Below are 18,341 nucleotides of genomic sequence, written 5' to 3' on the forward strand. Positions count from 1 at the left end.
ACGATGGACCGCCGAGTGAGCGGCACGACCGCCCGTCCCACGCTCGCCTTCATCGCGTCCGAGGCGGGCGTCTCCCCGGCGACGGTGTCCAAGGTCCTCAACGGCCGCACCGACGTCGCGCCGGCGACCCGAGAGCGGATCACCGACCTGCTGAAGGCCCACAACTACCTGGCCCCGGGCGGGCGGCGGGCGCGCCGGTCCGGCCTCATCGACGTCGTCATCGGCGGGCTGGACAGCCCCTGGGCCGTCGAGATCCTGCGGGGCGTCGAGGCGGAGTGCGCCGAGCGCGGCGTCGGCACGGTCGTCTCGCTCGTCCGCGACGACGACGCCCGGCCGTCGAGCTGGACGTCCCTCATCGCGCTGCACGGCAGCGACGGAGTGATCATGGTGTCCTGCCGCATGACCCCGGACCAGCGCGAACAGCTCGAACGCACCGGCGTGGGCCTCGTCGTCATCGACCCGATCGAGCCGCCGGGCCCCGGCCTGGCGAGCGTCGGCACGACCGACTGGGCGGGCGGCCGGGCGGCGACCGAGCACCTGATCTCACTCGGGCACCGGCGGATCGCGGTGATCGGCGGACCCCCGGACATGCTCTGCACGCAGGCGCGGATCGACGGTTACCGCACCGCGCTGGAACGCGCCGGGATCGAGGTCGACCGGCGGCTGATCCGCTACGGCGGCTTTCGGCACGAAGGAGCCTTTCGCGCGACGCGCGACCTGCTCGCACTGGAGGACCCGCCGACCGCCGTCTTCGCCGGCAACGACGAGCAGGCCATGGGCGCCTACGAGGCGGCCCGGCAGGCGGACCTGCGCGTGCCGGACGACCTCAGTGTCGTCGGATTCGACGACCTTCCGCTGTGCCAGTGGCTCTCCCCACCTCTGACGACGGTCCGCCAGCCGCTGGAGAAGATGGGGCGGACAGCGGCACGGAGCATCTTCCAGCAGCTCGACGGCGAGCCGCTGGTCAGTCCCCGCGTGGAGCTCGCCACCGAGCTGCGCGTCCGCCTCTCCACCGCGCCGCCACCCGGCCGCGCCTAAGGACGCGTGCCCCGTGGGCCTCGATGCGGTGGGAGCGCGAGGCCCACGGGACACGCCCTGCCCACACGACGTTCGATCGGCAGACGGGAGCCCCACGACACATGGCCGACACGCGAGGCGCACGAGCCGAGTCACGCGCCGCAGGAGAAGTCGCCGAGACGCGCGCCGCCCGTGAGGGGATTGAGGCCGTCCGCGACACCGCCCACCCGACCGAGCCCTGGCGCGACCCCCGGCGGCCGGCCGCCGAGCGCGTCGCCGACCTGCTCGGCCGGATGACCGTCGAGGAGAAGGCCGCCCAGCTCGTCGGCTACTGGACCGTGTCCGCCCGCCCCGGAGAGGAGGTGGCCCCGCTCCCGGACGACTTCGGCGAGCCGCCGCCCCTCGAGGAGGTCATGGCGGCCGGACTCGGCCAGCTCACCCGTGTCTTCGGCACGGCTCCGGTGCTCCCCGCGGAGGGCGCGGCACGGCTGCGGGAGCTCCAGGCCCGGGTCGCCGCCGGCAACCGGTTCGGCATTCCGGCCATCGCCCATGAGGAGTGCCTGACCGGCTTCATGGCCTTCTCGGCGACGGTCTTCCCGTCTCCACTGGCCTGGGGGGCGACGTTCGACCCCGGCCTGGTGGAGGAGATGGCCGCCGCCATCGCGGGCAGCATGCGGCGGGTCGGCGTCCACCAGGGCCTCGCCCCCGTCCTCGACGTGACGCGGGACCCCCGGTGGGGCCGCACCGAGGAGACGATCGGGGAGGACCCTTATCTCGTCGGTCTCGTCGGCACCGCATACGTACGCGGGTTGGAACGTTCCGGGATCGTCGCGACCCTGAAGCACTTCGCCGGCTACGCCTCCTCCCGGGCGGGCCGCAACCACGCCCCCGCCGCGCTGGGCCCCCGTGAGCTCGCCGACGTCGTCCTCGAACCGTTCGTGCTCGCGCTCCGCGAGGGCGGGGCCCGCTCGGTCATGCAGTCCTACTCCGACGTCGACGGGATCCCGGCCCACGCCGACGAGCGGCTGCTCACCGGCCTGCTCCGCGACGAACTCGGCTTCACGGGCATCGTCGTGTCCGACTACTTCGGGATCTCGTTCCTGGACGACTGGCACGGCATCGCCGGCTCCACCGGCGAGGCGGCCGCCCTCGCCCTGCGGGCCGGCGTCGACGTCGAGCTGCCCACGGTCCGCTGCTACGGCGCGCCCCTGGTCGAGATGGTGCGAAGCGGTGCGATCCCCGTCGAGCACCTGGACCGCTCGGTGTCCCGCGTCCTCACGCTCAAGTGCGAGCTCGGCCTACTCGACGGCGCGCCGGAGTCCGCGCCGCTCTCGGAGTCGCCGGACGGCAGCGGAGGCTCCGCACCGTACGCGGAGTCGCTGGACGGAGAGCGGCCCGGTGATCCGTTCGACTTCGACCCGCCCGGGCACCGGCGGCTCGCCCGGCGGATCGCCGAGCAGTCCGTCGTGCTGCTCGCCAACGACGGCGTCCTGCCGCTGCGGGCCGGCCGGATCGCGGTGACCGGCCCGCTCGCCGACGAAGCCCGGGCCATGCTGGGCTGCTACTCCTTCCCCAACCACATGACCGGCCGGTTCCCCGACATGCCGCTCGGCGTCGACATCCCGACCGTCACCGAAGCGCTCCGCGCCGAGCTCCCGGAGGCGGAGATCGACCTCGCGGCCGGCCACGGCGTCGAGGTCGCCGACGACGCGGACATCGCCGCCGCCGTCGCCGCCGCCCGCCGGGCGGAGGTCTGCGTGCTCACGCTCGGCGACCGCGCGGACCTGTTCGGCCGGGGCACCTCGGGCGAGGGCTGCGACGCCGAGACCCTCGCCCTGCCCGGACGACAGGCGGAGCTCGCCAGCGCGGTGCTCGCCACCGGTACTCCCACCGTCGTCGTGATGCTCTCCGGCCGCCCGTACGCCCTCGGCGACATCGTCGACCGGGCCGCCGCGATCGTGCAGGCGTTCTTCCCCGGCGAGGAGGGCGGCCCCGCCGTCGCCGGGGTGCTGTCGGGCCGCGTCGAGCCGTCGGGGCGGCTGCCGGTCAGCGTGCCGCGCGGCCCGGGCGGCCAGCCCGCGACGTACCTGCACTCGCGGACCGGCGGGCCCTCCCGCTGGAGCTCGATCGACCCGACCCCGCTGTTCCCCTTCGGCCACGGCCTGACCTGGACCCGCTTCTCGTACGAGACCCTCGAGGTGGATCCCTCGGCGCCGACGGACGGGACCGTCCGCGTCACCGCCACGGTGCGCAACACCGGCGACCGCCCCGGCACCGAAGTGGTGCAGCTGTACCTGGGCGACCCGGTCGCCTCGGTCGTACGGCCGGTGCGGTGGCTCGCCGGCTGGGCGCGGGTACGGCTCGAGCCGGGCGCGGCCGCCCGCGTGGCGTTCACCGTGCACGCCGACCGGACCGGGTTCACCGACGCCGACCTGCGGCGCGTCGTCGAACCCGGGCGGATCGACGTGGCGGTCGGCGCGTCCAGCGGGGACCTGCCGCTGAACGGATCGTTCACCCTGACCGGCCCGGTGCGCGTGCTCGGGACGGACCGCGTCCTGACCGTCCCCGTGGAGGTGACCGCGTGCTGAGCGACGGGAGGCCGGGGCTGAGGATCGACGCGCTGCGGGAACGCCTCGGCGGACTCGCGTACGGCGGCGACTACAACCCCGAGCAGTGGCCCGAGAAGACCTGGGCCGAGGATGTCGCGCTCATGCGCGAGGCCGGGGTCAACCTCGTCACCGTCGGAGTGTTCTCGTGGTCGGCGCTGGAGCCGGAGCCCGGCCGCTACACCTTCGACTGGCTCGACCGGGTCCTGGACCTCCTCCCGGAGAACGGCATCGCGGTGGACCTGGCCACACCGACGGCCGCGCCGCCCGCCTGGATGATCGCCGCGCATCCGGAGGTGCTGCCCGTGCTGGAGGACGGGAGCCGGCTGACGTTCGGCGCGCGCCAGCACTACTGCGCCTCCTCGCCGGTGTACCGCGCCGGCGCGGCCGCCCTTGTCGAACGGCTCGCCGCCCGCTACGCCGAGCACCCGGCGCTGGCGTTGTGGCACGTCAATAACGAGTACCCGGGCGTGGACGGCTGCCACTGCCCGGTGTCGGCGGCGCACTTCCGCCGCTGGCTCGCCGACCGGTACGGCGACCTCGACGCCCTCAACGACGCGTGGGGCACGGCGTTCTGGGGCCAGCGGTACGGGTCGTGGGACGAGATCAACCCACCCGGCCCGGTGCTCGGGGATCCCAACCCGTCGCAGGTGGTGGACTTCCGGCGGTTCAACGGCGACGCGTCGCTGGAGTGCTTCACCGCCGAACGCGACATCCTGCGGCGCCACACCCCGGACGTGCCGGTCACGACCAACTTCATGGCCTCCTACAAGCTGCTCGACTACTGGAAGTGGGCGGCCGAGGAGGACGTCGTGGCGCTCGACGCCTACCCCGACGCCCGCGACCCGATCGGCCAGGTCAGAGCCGCGCTGAACTTCGACCTGATGCGGTCGCTGCGCGGTGGGCGGCCGTTCGTCCTGATGGAGTCGTCGACCGGGCCGATGAACTCCCGCCGCCGCAACTCCGCGCGCCCGCCGGGGCAGCTGCGGCTGCGGTCGCACCAGGCGGTGGCCCGGGGGTCGGACTCGGTGATGTTCTTCCAGTGGCGGGCGTCGCGGTTCGGGGCCGAGAAGTTCTTCTCCGCGATGGTCCCCCACGCCGGGACCGACTCGCGTGTCTGGCGGGAGGTCCGCGCGCTGGGGGCGGAGCTGCGCGACCTCGCGCCCGTCGCCGGCTCGCGGGTCGACGCGGACGTCGCCATGGTCTGGGACTGGCCGAGCTGGTGGGCGCTGGAGCTGCGCGGCCGCCCCTCCACGGACGTCGCCTTCCACGACCAGGCGCTCGCGCACTACCTGCCGCTGTGGCGCGCGAACATCCCCGTTGCCATGGTCGCTCCCGGCGCCGACCTGTCCGGCCACCGGCTCGTCGTCGTGCCGAACCTCTACGCGGTGACGGACGCCGCGGCGGCGAACCTCACGCGGTTCGTCGAGGACGGCGGCCACCTCGTCATGTCGTACTTCAGCGGTGTCGTCGACGAGCACGACCACATCCGCCGCCCGAACGCCTTCCAGGACCTCCTGGGCGTGCGGGTCGAGGAGTTCAACCCGCTGCAGGTCGAGGAGACGCTGACGCTGCGCTGGTCCGACGGGCCGGCGAGCACGGCCGCGGAGTGGCAGGACCTCATGCGCGCCGAGGGCGCCGAGGTGCTCGCCGTCTTCGAGGACGGGCCGTTCGGGCGGTGCCCGGCCGTCACCCGCAACGCGTACGGCCGCGGCACCGCGACGTACATCGGCACCCGGCTCGACGACGCGCGGCTTCGCGCCCTGCTCCTCGACACCGCGTCCGCGGCCGGAGTGCGCCCCGTCGCGGACGTGCCCGACGGCGTCGAGGCCGTACGCCGGGGCGAGCATCTGTTCCTGCTCAACCACACGGATGAGGCGGTCATCGTCGCCGTTCCCGGTCCCTGCGTCGACCTGCTCACCGGCACCCGGCATGAGGACGCCCTGGGGCTGGATCCTCAGGGCGTCGCGGTGCTACGAGGTCAGCCCTTGTAGCTCAGGCGGGCGACGGTCAGCGTGCGGGACTTGGGCGACCTGCCGAGCGGGGACGCGTAGTTCGGGGCGGCGTTGACGAACGCCCAGACCAGGTCGTGGTTCGGCAGGACGGCGATGTCGCCGGCGATCTGCGCCTTGACGACCGTGTCCTTGCTCACCCATTTGCCGGAGTAGTCGGCCAGCCGAAGGTGCGTGCCGGTGAACCGGCCCGTGCAGGTACCGGCCTTGCAGGAGGCGTTCGCGACGCTCTGCCAGCTCACGAGGATCCGGTTCGGCCCGTACGGGGCGGCGTGCACGTTGACGTGGTCGGTCTTCGGGTCCGCGGTGAGGTAGACGGTCTTGCCGGTGGGCGTGGACTTGTTCTTGAGGAAGTGGATCGCCACCTGGTGCGTCGCCCACTTGGCCTTGACGGTGTAGCCGCGGCCGTCGCCGGAGGGCTTGGCCGAGGCGGCGCCGCGCGAGGTGAACACCGCGGCATAGCGGCCCGCCGACGACCGTACGAAGCCGCCGAACGCGCCGCCGCAGTAGCCCGCCCAGCACTGCTCGCGCTGCAGGACGGGAGCGTTGTTCGGCGCTCCGATGCCGGTGCTCACGAACAGCCCGGACCGCCAGTCCTCGAAGCACAGCGACGCGAACGGCCCGGACTTCTCGGGCAGCAGCGCGATGCCCTCGTTGTGGCTGCAACCCCAGGACCAGCCGCCCGACGCCCGCTTCCCGGCGCTCGTCACGTAGGCGAGCTTGTCGCCGAAGTGCCCGTCGGCGAAGCCGCCCGCACCGTGCACGATGAAGTACGCGCCGTACTTCGTGCCGTTCCAGGCCAGGCTGCTCCCCAGGGTCGGGGAGGTGTCATGGCTGCTCGCGCCGGTCAGCTTGGCCGCGAACTTCTGCTTGCCGCCCTGGTAGCGCACCAGGTACGCGGCGGTCTCGTGCCACTTGTTGGTGTCCGGGCGGCGGGTGAGCAGCGCGAAGCCACCGTTGTGCGCGATCAGGCCGCCGACCTCGGCGGCGTTCGGGACGACGGTGTCGGCGCCCGACCGCCGCAGGCTCTTGGTCAGCGAGGTGACGTGCACGGACTTTCCGTCCGTCCAGGCGACGCGGAAGGTGCCGTCCGGAGCGACGGCGGTCGCGACCCGCGAGTACGTGGGAGTCCCGTTGTAGCCGGGCGTGAGGTAGGGCAGGCCGGCCGCGAGCGTGACCTTCGTCGTGGTCAGGCCGGGCAGCGCCGCCTGCACGGCGGCCCCGTCCGCCGCCGCCTCCGTTCCCGCTCGGCTGTCGGCCGACCGCGGCGCGGCGACGGATCCGTGCCCGAGCGACGGGATGGCGTACAGCAGGCCACCGGCCACGAGCACACCGGGAATGAGGAGGAGCTTCTTCACCGTGGTCCCTTCGATTCATCGGTCCGAGGCGTAGTCGCCGCAGGAGCGGCCAAAGGTTGCCGTGTTACGAAAAAAGCTCATTAACACTGCTAATCTCGGCGCGGCCGAGGCCGACGAGCGGACCTCCGCCGAGGTATCCGGGAGCGCGCCGTGCAGTCCGAGGACGACGCAGCAGAGTTCCACGAGTTCTTCGAAGCCCACCACCGCGAGCTGTCACGCCTCGCCTACCTGCTCACCGGCGACACGGACGCCGCCGACGACCTGACCGCCGACGCGTTCGTCGCGGCATGGCACCGATGGGGCCGCGTCCGCAAGGCCGACCAGCCGCTCGCGTACGTTCGCCGCATCGTGGTCAACCTCGCCGCCAGCCGAGTCCGTACGCTGGTCCGGGAGCGCGCGCGTACCGGACTGCTCGGGGCGATGTTCCGCGATCGTTCCGACGATCCGGACATCCCCGCCGTCCTCGACGTACGGGCGGCGTTGCGGCGGCTCCCGATGCGCAAGCGCGCGTGCGTGGTCCTGCGGTACGCCTTCGACCTGTCGGAGCAGGAGACGGCCCGTGTGCTGGGCGTCTCGGTCGGCACGGTCAAGAGTCAGACGTCTCGGGGGGTGGCGGAGTTGGAGAAGGCCCTGGGTGCGTGGCGGTCGCCGCCGGCCCACCCGGCCGGGCGAGCGGGAGAGCTGCGATGAACGAGCCTCCCGGCTGGCTGCGTTCGGCGCTGCGCGAGGAGGTGGACGCGCACGAGCCGGACCGCGCCCGCATGTGGGCGCACGTGGATGCCGCGACCCGGCCGCACCGGGTCCGCCGAGGCAGGTTCCGCCCGATCGCCGCGACCGCGATGGCCGCGGCCGGTGTCGCCGTGGTGGCGGTGACGGTGGTGACCTGGCGGCCGGGCGGGTCGGACACCTCGGCCGTTCCGGCCGGACATCGCTCCGTCCAGACGGATCAGCCGTCCCCGTCCCCGTCCGCGTCGGCGACCGCCGCCCGCACCGTCCGGCCGTCGCCCACGGCGCGGGCGACGAGCTCGCCTCCACCGGCGCCTCGGCGGACGAAACCGGTGACGGTCGCCGCGCGGGTCGACCCGGGCAGCAATCCGTACTGGGCACAGGAGGACGTGACCGTCACCGGCGACCGCGCGCTCACGAAGCTGCAGGTCACCGTGCGGGTGACGCGCACCCAGGACGTACGGACGACGGGCTCGTGGTCGACGCTACCGGGCGACGACTTCCTCGTCACGGTCGGCGACGAGCGGGGAGCCCTCGTCTACCGGTGGGTGCTGCGGCCCGGCCGGTCGGTGCCGCCCGGCCAGCACGTCTTCGCCGCCCAGTTCGCCCGCGCGCCGCACGGGCACGACGGGCACGGCGATGGGTACACAGTGACGGCCTCCGACCGCGACGGACGAGCGATCACCCTGGACGGCGGATTCTGATCGACCGAACCGTTGAAAAAGGCCGGGAGGTCGGCCGGGGTGGGTTGGTCGGGCAAGGCCGGCCCGAACCGATGAACCTTCGGTCCCGCTCCCCGCGTACAGCCGGGTGACGGCCCGGCTTCCGGACCGTCCGAGGCGGAAGGGGTTCGGCCGTGCGACACGCGATCGCCCACGAGGAGGAGATCGAGCTACTCGAGAGGCTGAGTGAGGAACTGGCCCGGCTGGGAGTGGAGTCGGACCTGAGACGGTCGCTGCCCGGCCTGGCCGTCACGACGGACGTGCCGGGTGTGCCGCTGTACATCTTCGTCAGCGAGTCGGGCAACTACTTCGACTGGCGGAACGCCGAGATGCGTCACCCGGTCGCCGACGTGACCGGCGCGGCGAAGAGGATACGAGGGTTCCTGCGCTGCGACGAGCCCGCCGACCACTCCTGACCGGATGACGCATCGAGCGCCTTACTCGACGACGAGCTGCACCGGGATGTTGCCGCGGGTGGCGTTGGAGTAGGGGCACACCTGGTGCGCGGCCTCGACGAGCTCGCGGCCGGCCTCGGTGGGAATACCGTCGGGCAGCTCGACGCGCAGCGTGACCGAAAGAGCGAAGCCGCCCTTGCCGTTCGGCCCGAGCCCGACCTCGGCCGTGACGGCGGCGTCGGAGACGTCGATCTTCTTGTTGGCCGCGACGAGGTTCAGCGCGCTCGCGAAGCACGCGGAGTAGCCCGCGGCGAACAGCTGCTCGGGGTTGGTGCCCTCCCCGTCACCGCCTAGCTCGACCGGGCGGGCCAGGGTGACGTCGAGCTTCTTGTCGGAGCTGACCGCGCGGCCGTCCCGGCCGGACGCGGTGGCGATGGCGGTGTAGAGCGTGCTCATGTCCCGTACTCCTTGTCCAGACAGACCTGTCTGTCTTCGTTCGAGCCTAGACTAGACAGGTCTGTCTGGTAATGTCAACGCATGGCTCCGACGACCATTGCCTCGCGGCGCGAGAGCCCTGCCCGGCGTCGCGTCCTCGACACCGCGCTCGCGCTCTTCTACGCCGAGGGCATCCACGCGGTCGGCATCGACCGGATCATCGCCGAGGCGGGCGTGGCGAAGGCGACCTTCTACCACCACTTCCCGTCAAAGGACGACCTCGTCTGCGCCTACCTGGAAGAGCAGGTCGACCTCGTCCGGCGGCGCGTGGTGCCGCAGGGCATCACTCCCGACGAGAGGATCGTCTCCGTCTTCGAGGCCATCGGCGAGATCACCTGCAAGCCGGGCTTCCGGGGCTGCGCGTTCATCAACGCGGCGGCGGAGTACCCCGACCCCGAACATCCCGTACGCCGCGTGGTCGACGACTTCCGCCGATGGTTCCGCGACACGCTGAAGGACCTGCTCGTCGACGCCGGTCACCCGGACGCGGAGCGCACCGCGCTGATGCTCCTCGCGCTCCGCGACGGCCTCGCCGTCGCCGGCGACCTCGACGACCCCGCCACCGCCGGCCCCGCCGTACGCTCCGCCGTCACCCGCCTCATCGGCACCTGACACTGCGGAACTGTATGGTGACGGACCATGCACAAGATCGCCCGCATGGCCGGATTCCTTGCCGCCCACGGCGTCTGGAGCGTCTCCGACGGAGAGAACCTCATCCCCCTGCTCGGCTACGAGGACACGCAGGGCGATCGCGTCATGGAGCGCCTCGTATTCGATGACATCGCCGACGCCGCGAAAGCCGGCCAGGAGGCGCTGCAGACGGGCCGTCAGGACTGGGCGCGCGCGGTGCTCGTCGCCGACGGATACCTGCGCTCCGACGCGCGGCGGATCGACGCATTGCTCATCGACGCCGTCGACTATCTCCCGGCCCGGCAGTCGATGAGGATGGCCATCCCCTACCGGCCGCAACCTCAGGGCTTCGCCGTCTACCGCCCCAAGTTCCTCTCGGTCCCCGGCCGCTACGAGTCGGACCAGTCCGAATTGGCGGCGGCGTTCTTCGCCGGAGTCGACTCCCACGAGCAGGCGGCGGCCGTCTGGGACGCCCACCTCATCGATCAGTCCGTCTGAGTTCACACCTACGCTCGGACGTCGCCCGTCTCATCGGTACCCGGTCCTGGTCGCTTCGGACCCACAGAAACCTGTCGCGAGGTTCCAACCTCCCGCGGTCGCCCGGCGTGTGTATGGGGTGATGAGGAGGCGGAATGACGCGATTCGACGGGCTGCCGGAGTTCGTCGCGGGACCCGTCTTCACGAAGCCCTGCAGGAGCTCGCCGAAGAGGCGTCCCGACCCGATCTGACCGGCCGCGTGATGACGCGGGCACGCCGTCGCCGGCGGGTCCGGCTCCTGACCGCCCCGGTCGTGGCCGTCGGCGCGGTCGCCGTCGTCGCCACGGGATCGCTGCCCGGTGGTGGCGGCCCTGGAGGCGACACCGGTCCCACCGTCGCGCCGAGTGAACGGGTGCTCAACGCCGGCGCGCTGCCCAAGCCGCTGCCCGGCCACCGGGTCGAGCCGGTCAAGTACGCGTACCTCGACTGGTGCGGGGCTCAAAAGGGACCTCACACGGACGCGTGCACCCGGTGGCGCGTGGTCGGTGAGTCCGGCAAGCAGTGGCTGGTGGCCGACTCGCTCGGCTCGTCCTCGTCCATCCCTGGCGGTTCGGCGCCCTTGGAGATCAGCGCGGATGGCAACCTCATCGCCTACTACCGGCCGTCCGACGAGCACATCGTCGTACGGAACCTCCGGACCGGTCACGTCACCGTGGTCGGCCGGCGGCTCTCCCTCGACTATCTGAAGCGGAACGGGTTCGTACTGATGTTCTCCGGTGACGGACGGCGACTCGCCATCTCGTTCAGCTCGGAAGGTCCGGTCCACGCGCTGCTGGCTGACACGACGACCGGGAGCGTCCACGAGCTGCCCGGCGGCTGGGTGATCGGCCTGGGGAAGGACGCCTCGACGGTCACGCTCGCCGACGACAACGGCAAGCGGACGACGCTCATACTCGCCGGTTCCGACGGAAGGCTGCTGCGCAGGGTGCCGCTCGACCCGAACCTCCACCTCACGGGAACGGACAACACCGTCGCCTCGGACGGGCACACCCTGCTGGCTCTCCCTGGTCCGGAGAAGACGGGCCTCAGCGACGCGCGTCCAGAGCACACCGCCGTCCTGGTCGACGTCCGCACCGGTAAGGAGACCGGCCGGACGAGAGAAACACTGGTGCGCGCCGCTGACCAGCCTGCGGAAAAGGGTCCGGCCCGTACGGCTCATGCCGTACGGGCCGGGCCCTATCGCGCGAGGTTCAGGACAGCGGCGTGATGCGGTCCCTCGCCGGGACGGCGACGCCGGTGGTGCCGGCGGCGCCGAGGTAGGCGACGAAGGCGTCGATGTCCTGGGCGCCGCCGAGCGGGGCGGTGCCCTCGTTGAAGACGGTGAACCCGTCGCCGCCGGCGGCGAGGAAGTTGTTCATCGTGACGCGCAGGCTCGTGGTCGGGGTGACCGTCGCGCCGTTCACCTTGATCTCACCGACCTTGCCGGCACAGGTGGCCGCGGACGGGTTCGACTGGTAGGTGAGCGTCTTGGAGATCTGCAGCACCTTCTGGGTGGTCTGGTTCCCGCAGCCGGCGAACTGCTGCTCCAGGACGCGCCGGAGCATGTCCCCGGTCATCGTCTTGGTGACGAGGCTGTTGCCGAACGGCTGCACCGTGAACGCCTCGCCGTACGTCACCTCGCCGGGAGCCTCACCGCCCGAGATGTCGCCGGTCTTCAGGTCGGCGCGGACGCCGCCCGGGTTCATCAGCGCGAGCTGCGCGCCGCCCTTGGACGCGTCGGAGGTCGCGGCGAGCTGCGCGTCGGCGATCACGCTGCCGAGCGTGGTCTCCCCCTGCGGGGTTGCGTCGCGGGTCAGGTCGCCCTGGATCTTGCCGACGACCTTGTTGGCCAGCGGCGCGGACGCGTCGACGTACTGCTTGACGACCTTGGCCACCTGCGGGTCCGCCTTCGACGGGTCGTCCTTGCGGGTGACACCCGGGCCGGGGGTGTTGAGCGCGTTCTCGACGACCGAGTTGGCGGCGTCGGCGGAGACCAGCGTGCCGGTGCGGTTGTCGACCGTGAGCTTGATGTCGCTGAGGATGCGGCCGTACGACGCGGCGCTGGTGATGAGGCGCGTGACGCCGTTCACCGTGATCGTGCAGCGGTACTCGGCGTGCGTGTGGCCCGACACGATCACCTTGATGGACGGGTCCAGCTTCTTGGCGATCGCTTCGATGTCGCTGCCGGCGAGGTTTCCGGCGCAGCCGTTCGGCGCGGTCAGCGTCCCGGTCTGGAACCCGCCCTGGTGGATCACCAGCACCGGGACCTTCACGCCCTGGCGGGCGAGTTTCTTGACGGCGCGGTTCGCGGCCGCCGCCTCGTCGGTGAAGTCCAGACCGGCGACGCCGGTCGGGGTGACGATCGTCGGCGTCGCCTGCAGCACCTCACCGATGAAGCCGATCCGCACGGACCGCCCGCCGGTGGTGGGGAACCGCTTGATCCCGTACGCGGGGAACAGCGTCTTGCCGGTCGCCTTGTCCGTCACGTTGGCGGACAGGTACTGGAAGTCGGCGCCCGGGTAGGTCTTTTGGGTCGTCCACCGGTGATGCCGCTTCACGGCGTACGGGGCGCCCTTGCAGCCGGTGGGCGCGCAGCCGCCGTTCTGGATCCGCTGCAGCTGGGTCTTGCCCTTGTCGAACTCGTGGTTGCCGACCGAGGAGTAGTCGACGTTCATGAGGTTGGCCATGACCGTGGCCGGTTCCTCGTTGAAGAGCCCGTTGACCAGGGGGCTGGCGCCGATGTTGTCACCGGCCATCACGGTCGCCTCGCGAGCGCCGTACGCCGCCTGCTTGTCGCGTACCGCCTTGGCCAGGTAGGCCGCGCCGCCCGCGAACTTGCCGTACATGGTCAGGCCGGTGGGCTCGAGGTTGCCGTGGAAGTCGTTCCAGGCGAGCAGGTGGACGTCGGTCGTGCCGTGCGGCCGGTGCTTGCCCGCCCAGTCGACCGTGACCTTGTCGGAGAGCGTACGGGCGCCGGCGATGGTGACCGCGCCGGCCGGCTGCGAGCCGGTGACGGCCAGTGGCGCGGCGACCACCGTGCCCAGCGCGACGGCGATCAGTCCCGCACGGGTCGCGCGGGAACGCAGGAACGCAGGGAGCAAGGCTTCCTCCGAAGAGCCGGGACCACGCCGTCACCGGCGAGGGATGCTGATACCGCGGGTACCTTGCCATGATCCGGTGTCGGCCGGGAAGCCGCCGGGTTAATTCGTTTTCATGGCGTGACCTCGTGTTGTGACCATTTTGCGCGGGCGAATAGATTGCGGCCTGTGCCGACCCCCGCCTCCACCTCGGAGGCCCCTCCCGCCGCGGACGCGGCCGCGCCCCGCCGTGCGCGCGGTGCCGGGCTGCCGCTGGTCACCGCGCTGATCGTCGCCGCCGTGGTGCTGCGGCCGGTGCTGACCGGGCTGCTCGGCCACCCCGCCATCGCCAACTGGGCGACCGTCTTCGTGGCGATCACGGTCCAGGCCCTGCCGTTCCTCGTGCTCGGCGTCGCGGTCAGCGCGACGATCGCCGCGTTCGTGCCGCCCGGTCTGATCGCCCGGCTACTGCCCAAACGTCCCGCGCTCGCGGTGCCCGCCGCCGCGGCGGCCGGTGCGGCGCTGCCCGGCTGCGAGTGCGGCTCCGTTCCCGTCGCCGCGCGGCTCGTCTCCATCGGCGTGACGCCCGCGGCGGCGTTCGCGTTCCTGCTGTCGGCGCCGGCCATCAACCCGGTGGTGCTGGTCTCGACGGCGGTCGCGTTCCCCGGCCGTCCCGCGATGGTCGTCGCGCGATTCCTGGCCAGCCTGGCCGCGTCGGTGGTCATGGGGCTGCTGTGGATCGCGCTGGGCCGCGACGACCTGATCACCCCGAGGCGTACGCACCACGGCGAGGAGGACGGCCCCCGGCTCGGCGTGTTCCTCGCGACCGCGCAGCACGACTTCCTGCAGGCGGGCGGATTCCTGGTCATCGGGGCGGGCACCGCGGCCACCCTCCAGACCCTCGTACCCCGGAACGTCATCGACTCCGTCGCCGGCACCGGCCCACTCTCGCTGCTCGTGCTCGGCGTCCTGGCCGTGGTCGTGGCGCTCTGTTCGGAGGCGGACGCCTTCGTCGCGGCGGGACTCAAGCAGTTCTCCCTCACCGCGCGCCTGGCGTTCCTCGTCGTCGGGCCGATGGTGGACGTCAAGCTGTTCGCGCTGCAGGCGGGGACGTTCGGCACCCGCTTCGCGTGGCGGTTCTCGCTCGCGACGTTCGTGGTCGCGGTCACCTGCGCCGGGCTCGTCGGGTGGTGGCTCCTGTGACGGAGGACGCCCGCGCGACGACGGTCCTGCTCGTCGGGGCGATGATGGTACGGCTCGCGCTGAGCGGCGCGTACGCCAAGTACGTCCGGAGCGGCATGGGCGACGTGCTGCTCGTCGCCGGCATCCTGCTCGTCGCCCTCGGCCTCGTCGGCGTCGTCCGGGCCCTGGGATTCGGCCGCCGAACCGTCGACGCGCACGGGCACGACCACGACCATGGCGACCGGGCCGGGTGGCTGCTGCTCGGGCCCGTCCTGGCGCTGCTGCTCGTCACACCGCCCGCGCTGGGCAGCTTCGGTGTCGGCCGCAGCGCCGCCGTCGCCGTCAGCAGTTCCGGGCGCACCTTCGATTCGCTTCCCGCCGGCCGTACGGTGCCGATGACGCTCCTGGAGTTCGACGAACGCGCTGCGGACCACGGCGGCGCGAGCTTCGGCGCGACGCCGGTACGGCTGACCGGGTTCATCACTCCGGCGAACGACCGCACCGGCTTCCAGATCGCCCGATACCAGATCGCCTGCTGCGCCGCCGACGCGGTCGCGAGCGTTGTCCGCGTCACGGGCACGACGGGCCGGCCCCCCGCCCGCGACCAGTGGGTCACGGTGACCGGGACGTTCCAGCGCTCCGCCGACGGCGTCCCCGAGCTGCAAGCCACCAGCCTCACCGAGGTCCCCGCCCCGCGCGATCCCTACGAATGAGCCGTACGGGTCTCACCGCCCACCGCCATGGGCGGACGCGGGCCGGGGGCGCCGTCCATTCACCTCGGCGGCGGCGGGGACCAGCCCGTAGGGGTCGGGATGGATCTTGCGGGAGAAGTCCATGAGTTCGACTCTGTGCGGACGCAACCGGATCAGCACGAAGTCGTTCCCGGCCGGGCCGTCCGGAAAGAAGGCCTTCAATCCGTCCTGCCACCGAGCTACCCGTTCTGTCCTGTCGCCCACCAACTCGGCGTCCGCATGCAGGCACAGGTAGGCGAAAGCGGCCCTGTCTTCGACCGCGTAAGACACCATCCGATGACGTGAGATCTCGGTTGCCTTACGAGACGCCGGGCTCGTCCCGATCCACACGGTCCCGTCGGCATCAACACCGACATGCTGGACGAGCCGAGTATGCGGCTGCCCATCGTCCACCGTGGTCAAGAACCCATACGGGTTGGCGCGCAACAGCTCCAACGCCACATCGAGCAACTCACCGGACACCGGTCACCACTCCCCATCCACCCTGAAGATCACCACACTTCAGACCGTGCTTCACGGGACCGACCTGATGGACAAGAATGAAGCATCCTTCTGTACGGTGGCGTATGGATAACATACGCTAACGTCGAGGAAACCACCGACGAGGGCGAGCAGCACGCCGAGCTCCAGCGACGCCACCGTGCGCCGGCGCCGTTCGGATTCGGTGCCCGAGTTCATCGCAGGAGGCGCTCCGGCAGGGGTACGTGGCGGGCGCGCAGCCATTCGCCGAGCGCCTTGGCCTGGGTGTCGAAGCGGCGCGCCTCGGTCGCGCCGCCGTCGAGCAGGCCCCGGACGACGAAGTTGACCGCGCGCAGGTTCGGCAGGACGTGCCGCTCGATGGTCAGCCCGCGCGTCTCGGGCAGCAGGTCCTGGAGCCGGTCGACGGTCATCGTGGCGGCGAGCCACGGCCAGGCCTCGGGATCGGAGACCCACAGGCCGACGTTGGCGTTGCCGCCCTTGTCACCGGACCGGGCATGTACGAGGCGGCCAAGCGGCCCCTCGACGGTCGGTCCCGGCTCGTACGGGTCTTCCTTCGCGGAGCCGGCCGTCTCAGCGGAAGCGGAGATCGCCGCCGACTCGGCAGGTGCGGGAATCTCCACCGGCTCGGCGGGAGCGGGGAACTCCGCAGGCTCGGTCGGAGCCGAGATCTCCGTGGGGTCGGCGGGGGCGGGGATGAGCTCCTGCCGTCCGTCGGCGTGCACGACGGTGTGCCGCAGGATCCGCTGGGGGACGAGCGTCGGCCAGTAGACGCCGTACGCGGAGCCGGCCGTCGGCACGCCCATGCCGTAGATCCCGGGATAGCTGGAGAGGGCGAGTTCGACACAGAGCGCGGAGAACGCGCGCCCGGCGCTGTGCTGGTCGCCGTCGACGGCGACGTGGAGAAGGCTGGAGCCGGCCATCTGGTCGGCCGGGTCCGTCGCGGGCAGCCCGATTCGGGTGAAACGCAGGTCGGTGATGCCGGGGTCGCCGTCGAGGCGCGCGTGCACGGCCCGTTCGACCAACGCGGCCTTGGCGTCGATGTCCAGTCCCGTCAGCACGAACGTGCAGCCGTTGCGCCAGCCACCGAGCCCGGTCACCGCGACCTTGGTCGTCGGTGGCGGGGCCTGCCCGGCCGTGCCGCCGATCCTGACCCGGTCGGGACCCTCCTGCTCCAGGCGGACGGTGTCGAGCCGGGCGACCACGTCCGGGTTGAGGTAGCCCGGCGCGCCGATCTCGTACAGCAGCTGGGCGGTGACGGTGTCGACCGTGACGGCCCCACCGGTGCCCTCGTGCCTGGTGATGACGCTCGTGCCGTCGCGGTCGACCTCCGCGATCGGGAAACCGGGGTGCCGTAGGTCGGGGATGGCGGTGAATCCGGAGAAGTTCCCGCCGGTGGCCTGGGCCCCACACTCGATCACATGCCCGGCGACGACCGCCCCGGCGAGGGCGTCGTGGTCGTCCGGCGACCAGCCCCACCACCAGGCGGCGGCCCCCGTCACCAACGACGCGTCGGCGACCCGGCCGGTGATGACGATGTCGGCGCCACCCCGGAGGGCCGCGGCGATGCCGAACCCGCCGAGGTACGCGTTGGCGGTCAGCGGCTCATGGTCCCAGCTCGTGAACGGCTTCCCGGTGTCCAGGTGGGCCAGGTCGTGGCCCTCGGCCGCCAGCTCGGTCAGGCGGGTGCTGAGATCGTCGCCCTCGACATGCGCGACCGTGAGATCCACTCCGGCCTCGGCCAGCAGCGCGCGGGTGTCCCGGGCGAGCCCGGCCGGGTCGAGGCCGCCCGCGTTGACGACGACCTTGATGCCGCGCTCGGCGATCTCGGCGGCCACCGGCTCCAGCTGACGGAGGAACGTCGTGGCGTACCCGCCGGTGGGCTTCTTGAGGCGGTTCTTCGCCAGCACGAGCATGGTGACCTCGGCCAGGTAGTCACCCGTGACGACGTCGACCGGGCCGCCGCGCACCATCTCGGCGAGGGCGGTGAGCCGGTCACCGTAGAAGCCGGAGCAGTTCGCGATTCGTACCGGCCGGTTCATGGGCTGCTCCCGGGTGACGTCGCCTGTACGAGGACAGGATCGCCTCGTACCTGCCCCGAAAGGCGAAGTTACCGCACGGTCGCCCGGCCCCATCGGACCGGTCCGTGTGGGGCGACCGGCTGACCGCCGACGCCCTGGGCCCGGATCGACTCTCTATGCGTACGACGCTGGAACGCACACCGACACCGGCCTGTTCACCGTGTCGGACGTGTTGCCGATGTACGCCGTGACCCCGGCGTCGGCGTTCAGACAGATCTTCCCGCCCTTGTCGATCCCCTTCCCATAATTCTTTGGAATAATGGCAGTAGCTCCTCGAGTACGGTCGGCTGAGGGT

The 18,341-nt window shown here is 71.9% G+C and carries 16 protein-coding genes; 11 read left to right on the top strand and 5 right to left on the bottom strand.

From position 1 onward, the window contains the following. The first annotated feature begins 15 nt into the window (after nt 1–15). The 3 genes from AB0I04_RS24995 to AB0I04_RS25005 all read left to right on the top strand — a co-directional run bounded on the left by AB0I04_RS24995 (nt 16) and on the right by AB0I04_RS25005 (nt 5,617). Nucleotides 16–1,038, top strand: a complete 1,023-nt coding sequence (locus AB0I04_RS24995) for a LacI family DNA-binding transcriptional regulator (protein ID WP_360888791.1) — start codon at nt 16–18, stop codon at nt 1,036–1,038. Between the two features lie 272 nt (nt 1,039–1,310). Beyond that, complete coding sequence (locus AB0I04_RS25000; protein WP_360888972.1) at nt 1,311–3,605, top strand: glycoside hydrolase family 3 N-terminal domain-containing protein; 2,295 nt, start codon at nt 1,311–1,313, stop codon at nt 3,603–3,605. Further along, nucleotides 3,599–5,617, top strand: coding sequence for a beta-galactosidase (locus AB0I04_RS25005; protein WP_360888794.1), 2,019 nt, complete (start codon nt 3,599–3,601; stop codon nt 5,615–5,617). The genes AB0I04_RS25000 and AB0I04_RS25005 overlap by 7 nt, the downstream gene beginning before the upstream one ends. Here AB0I04_RS25005 and AB0I04_RS25010 read toward each other — a convergent pair. Then, nucleotides 5,605–6,993: a hypothetical protein gene (locus tag AB0I04_RS25010; protein WP_360888797.1), complete on the bottom strand. Its 1,389-nt coding sequence runs from the start codon at nt 6,991–6,993 to the stop codon at nt 5,605–5,607. The genes AB0I04_RS25005 and AB0I04_RS25010 overlap by 13 nt on opposite strands. A 150-nt stretch (nt 6,994–7,143) precedes the next feature. On the opposite strand from AB0I04_RS25010, the gene AB0I04_RS25015 reads away from it, so the two are divergent. The 3 genes from AB0I04_RS25015 (at nt 7,144) to AB0I04_RS25025 (ending at nt 8,857) form a co-directional block, all read left to right on the top strand. Continuing rightward, a complete protein-coding gene (locus tag AB0I04_RS25015; RefSeq protein ID WP_360888800.1) occupies nt 7,144–7,683 on the top strand; it encodes a SigE family RNA polymerase sigma factor in 540 nt (179 codons plus the stop codon). Further along, the gene (locus AB0I04_RS25020) at nt 7,680–8,423 is read left to right on the top strand and encodes a hypothetical protein (RefSeq protein ID WP_360888802.1); all 744 of its coding nucleotides are present in this window, start codon (nt 7,680–7,682) and stop codon (nt 8,421–8,423) included. The genes AB0I04_RS25015 and AB0I04_RS25020 overlap by 4 nt, the downstream gene beginning before the upstream one ends. A 152-nt stretch (nt 8,424–8,575) precedes the next feature. Further along, nucleotides 8,576–8,857 carry a hypothetical protein gene (locus AB0I04_RS25025; RefSeq protein ID WP_360888805.1) on the top strand — a complete coding sequence of 94 codons (282 nt, stop codon included), beginning with the start codon at nt 8,576–8,578 and terminating at the stop codon, nt 8,855–8,857. Between the two features lie 21 nt (nt 8,858–8,878). On the opposite strand, the gene AB0I04_RS25030 is transcribed toward AB0I04_RS25025, so the two are convergent. Beyond that, nucleotides 8,879–9,292: an organic hydroperoxide resistance protein gene (locus tag AB0I04_RS25030; protein ID WP_360888808.1), complete on the bottom strand. Its 414-nt coding sequence runs from the start codon at nt 9,290–9,292 to the stop codon at nt 8,879–8,881. Nucleotides 9,293–9,373: 81 nt separating this feature from the next. Here AB0I04_RS25030 and AB0I04_RS25035 point away from each other — a divergent pair, with 81 nt between their 5' ends. The 3 genes from AB0I04_RS25035 (at nt 9,374) to AB0I04_RS25045 (ending at nt 11,705) form a co-directional block, all read left to right on the top strand. Next, nucleotides 9,374–9,943, top strand: coding sequence for a TetR/AcrR family transcriptional regulator (locus tag AB0I04_RS25035; RefSeq protein WP_360888811.1), 570 nt, complete (start codon nt 9,374–9,376; stop codon nt 9,941–9,943). Nucleotides 9,944–9,970: 27 nt separating this feature from the next. After that, nucleotides 9,971–10,459 carry a hypothetical protein gene (locus AB0I04_RS25040; protein WP_360888814.1) on the top strand — a complete coding sequence of 163 codons (489 nt, stop codon included), beginning with the start codon at nt 9,971–9,973 and terminating at the stop codon, nt 10,457–10,459. 238 nt (nt 10,460–10,697) lie between these two features. Continuing rightward, nucleotides 10,698–11,705 carry a hypothetical protein gene (locus AB0I04_RS25045; protein WP_360888816.1) on the top strand — a complete coding sequence of 336 codons (1,008 nt, stop codon included), beginning with the start codon at nt 10,698–10,700 and terminating at the stop codon, nt 11,703–11,705. Here AB0I04_RS25045 and AB0I04_RS25050 read toward each other — a convergent pair. Beyond that, nucleotides 11,689–13,578, bottom strand: a complete 1,890-nt coding sequence (locus AB0I04_RS25050) for a bifunctional metallophosphatase/5'-nucleotidase (protein ID WP_360888819.1) — start codon at nt 13,576–13,578, stop codon at nt 11,689–11,691. The two genes, AB0I04_RS25045 and AB0I04_RS25050, sit on opposite strands and share 17 nt — an antisense overlap. Nucleotides 13,579–13,743: 165 nt before the next feature. Here AB0I04_RS25050 and AB0I04_RS25055 point away from each other — a divergent pair, with 165 nt between their 5' ends. Then, nucleotides 13,744–14,757 (top strand): permease, encoded by a 1,014-nt coding sequence (locus tag AB0I04_RS25055; RefSeq protein WP_360888822.1) that lies wholly within the window; start codon nt 13,744–13,746, stop codon nt 14,755–14,757. Continuing rightward, nucleotides 14,754–15,449 (top strand): TIGR03943 family protein, encoded by a 696-nt coding sequence (locus tag AB0I04_RS25060; protein WP_360888825.1) that lies wholly within the window; start codon nt 14,754–14,756, stop codon nt 15,447–15,449. The genes AB0I04_RS25055 and AB0I04_RS25060 overlap by 4 nt, the downstream gene beginning before the upstream one ends. A gap of 12 nt (nt 15,450–15,461) precedes the next feature. Here AB0I04_RS25060 and AB0I04_RS25065 read toward each other — a convergent pair whose 3' ends face one another. Together AB0I04_RS25065 and AB0I04_RS25070 are read right to left on the bottom strand one after the other, a co-directional pair. Continuing rightward, nucleotides 15,462–15,950, bottom strand: coding sequence for a pyridoxamine 5'-phosphate oxidase family protein (locus AB0I04_RS25065; protein ID WP_360888828.1), 489 nt, complete (start codon nt 15,948–15,950; stop codon nt 15,462–15,464). Nucleotides 15,951–16,162: 212 nt separating this feature from the next. Then, entirely contained in the window at nt 16,163–18,007 is a 1,845-nt protein-coding gene (locus tag AB0I04_RS25070) for an acyclic terpene utilization AtuA family protein (protein WP_360888831.1), read from the bottom strand. Nucleotides 18,008–18,341: the final 334 nt, after the last annotated feature.

The organism is Actinoallomurus sp. NPDC050550 (genome assembly GCF_040655075.1).
GTDB lineage: Bacteria > Actinomycetota > Actinomycetes > Streptosporangiales > Streptosporangiaceae > Actinoallomurus.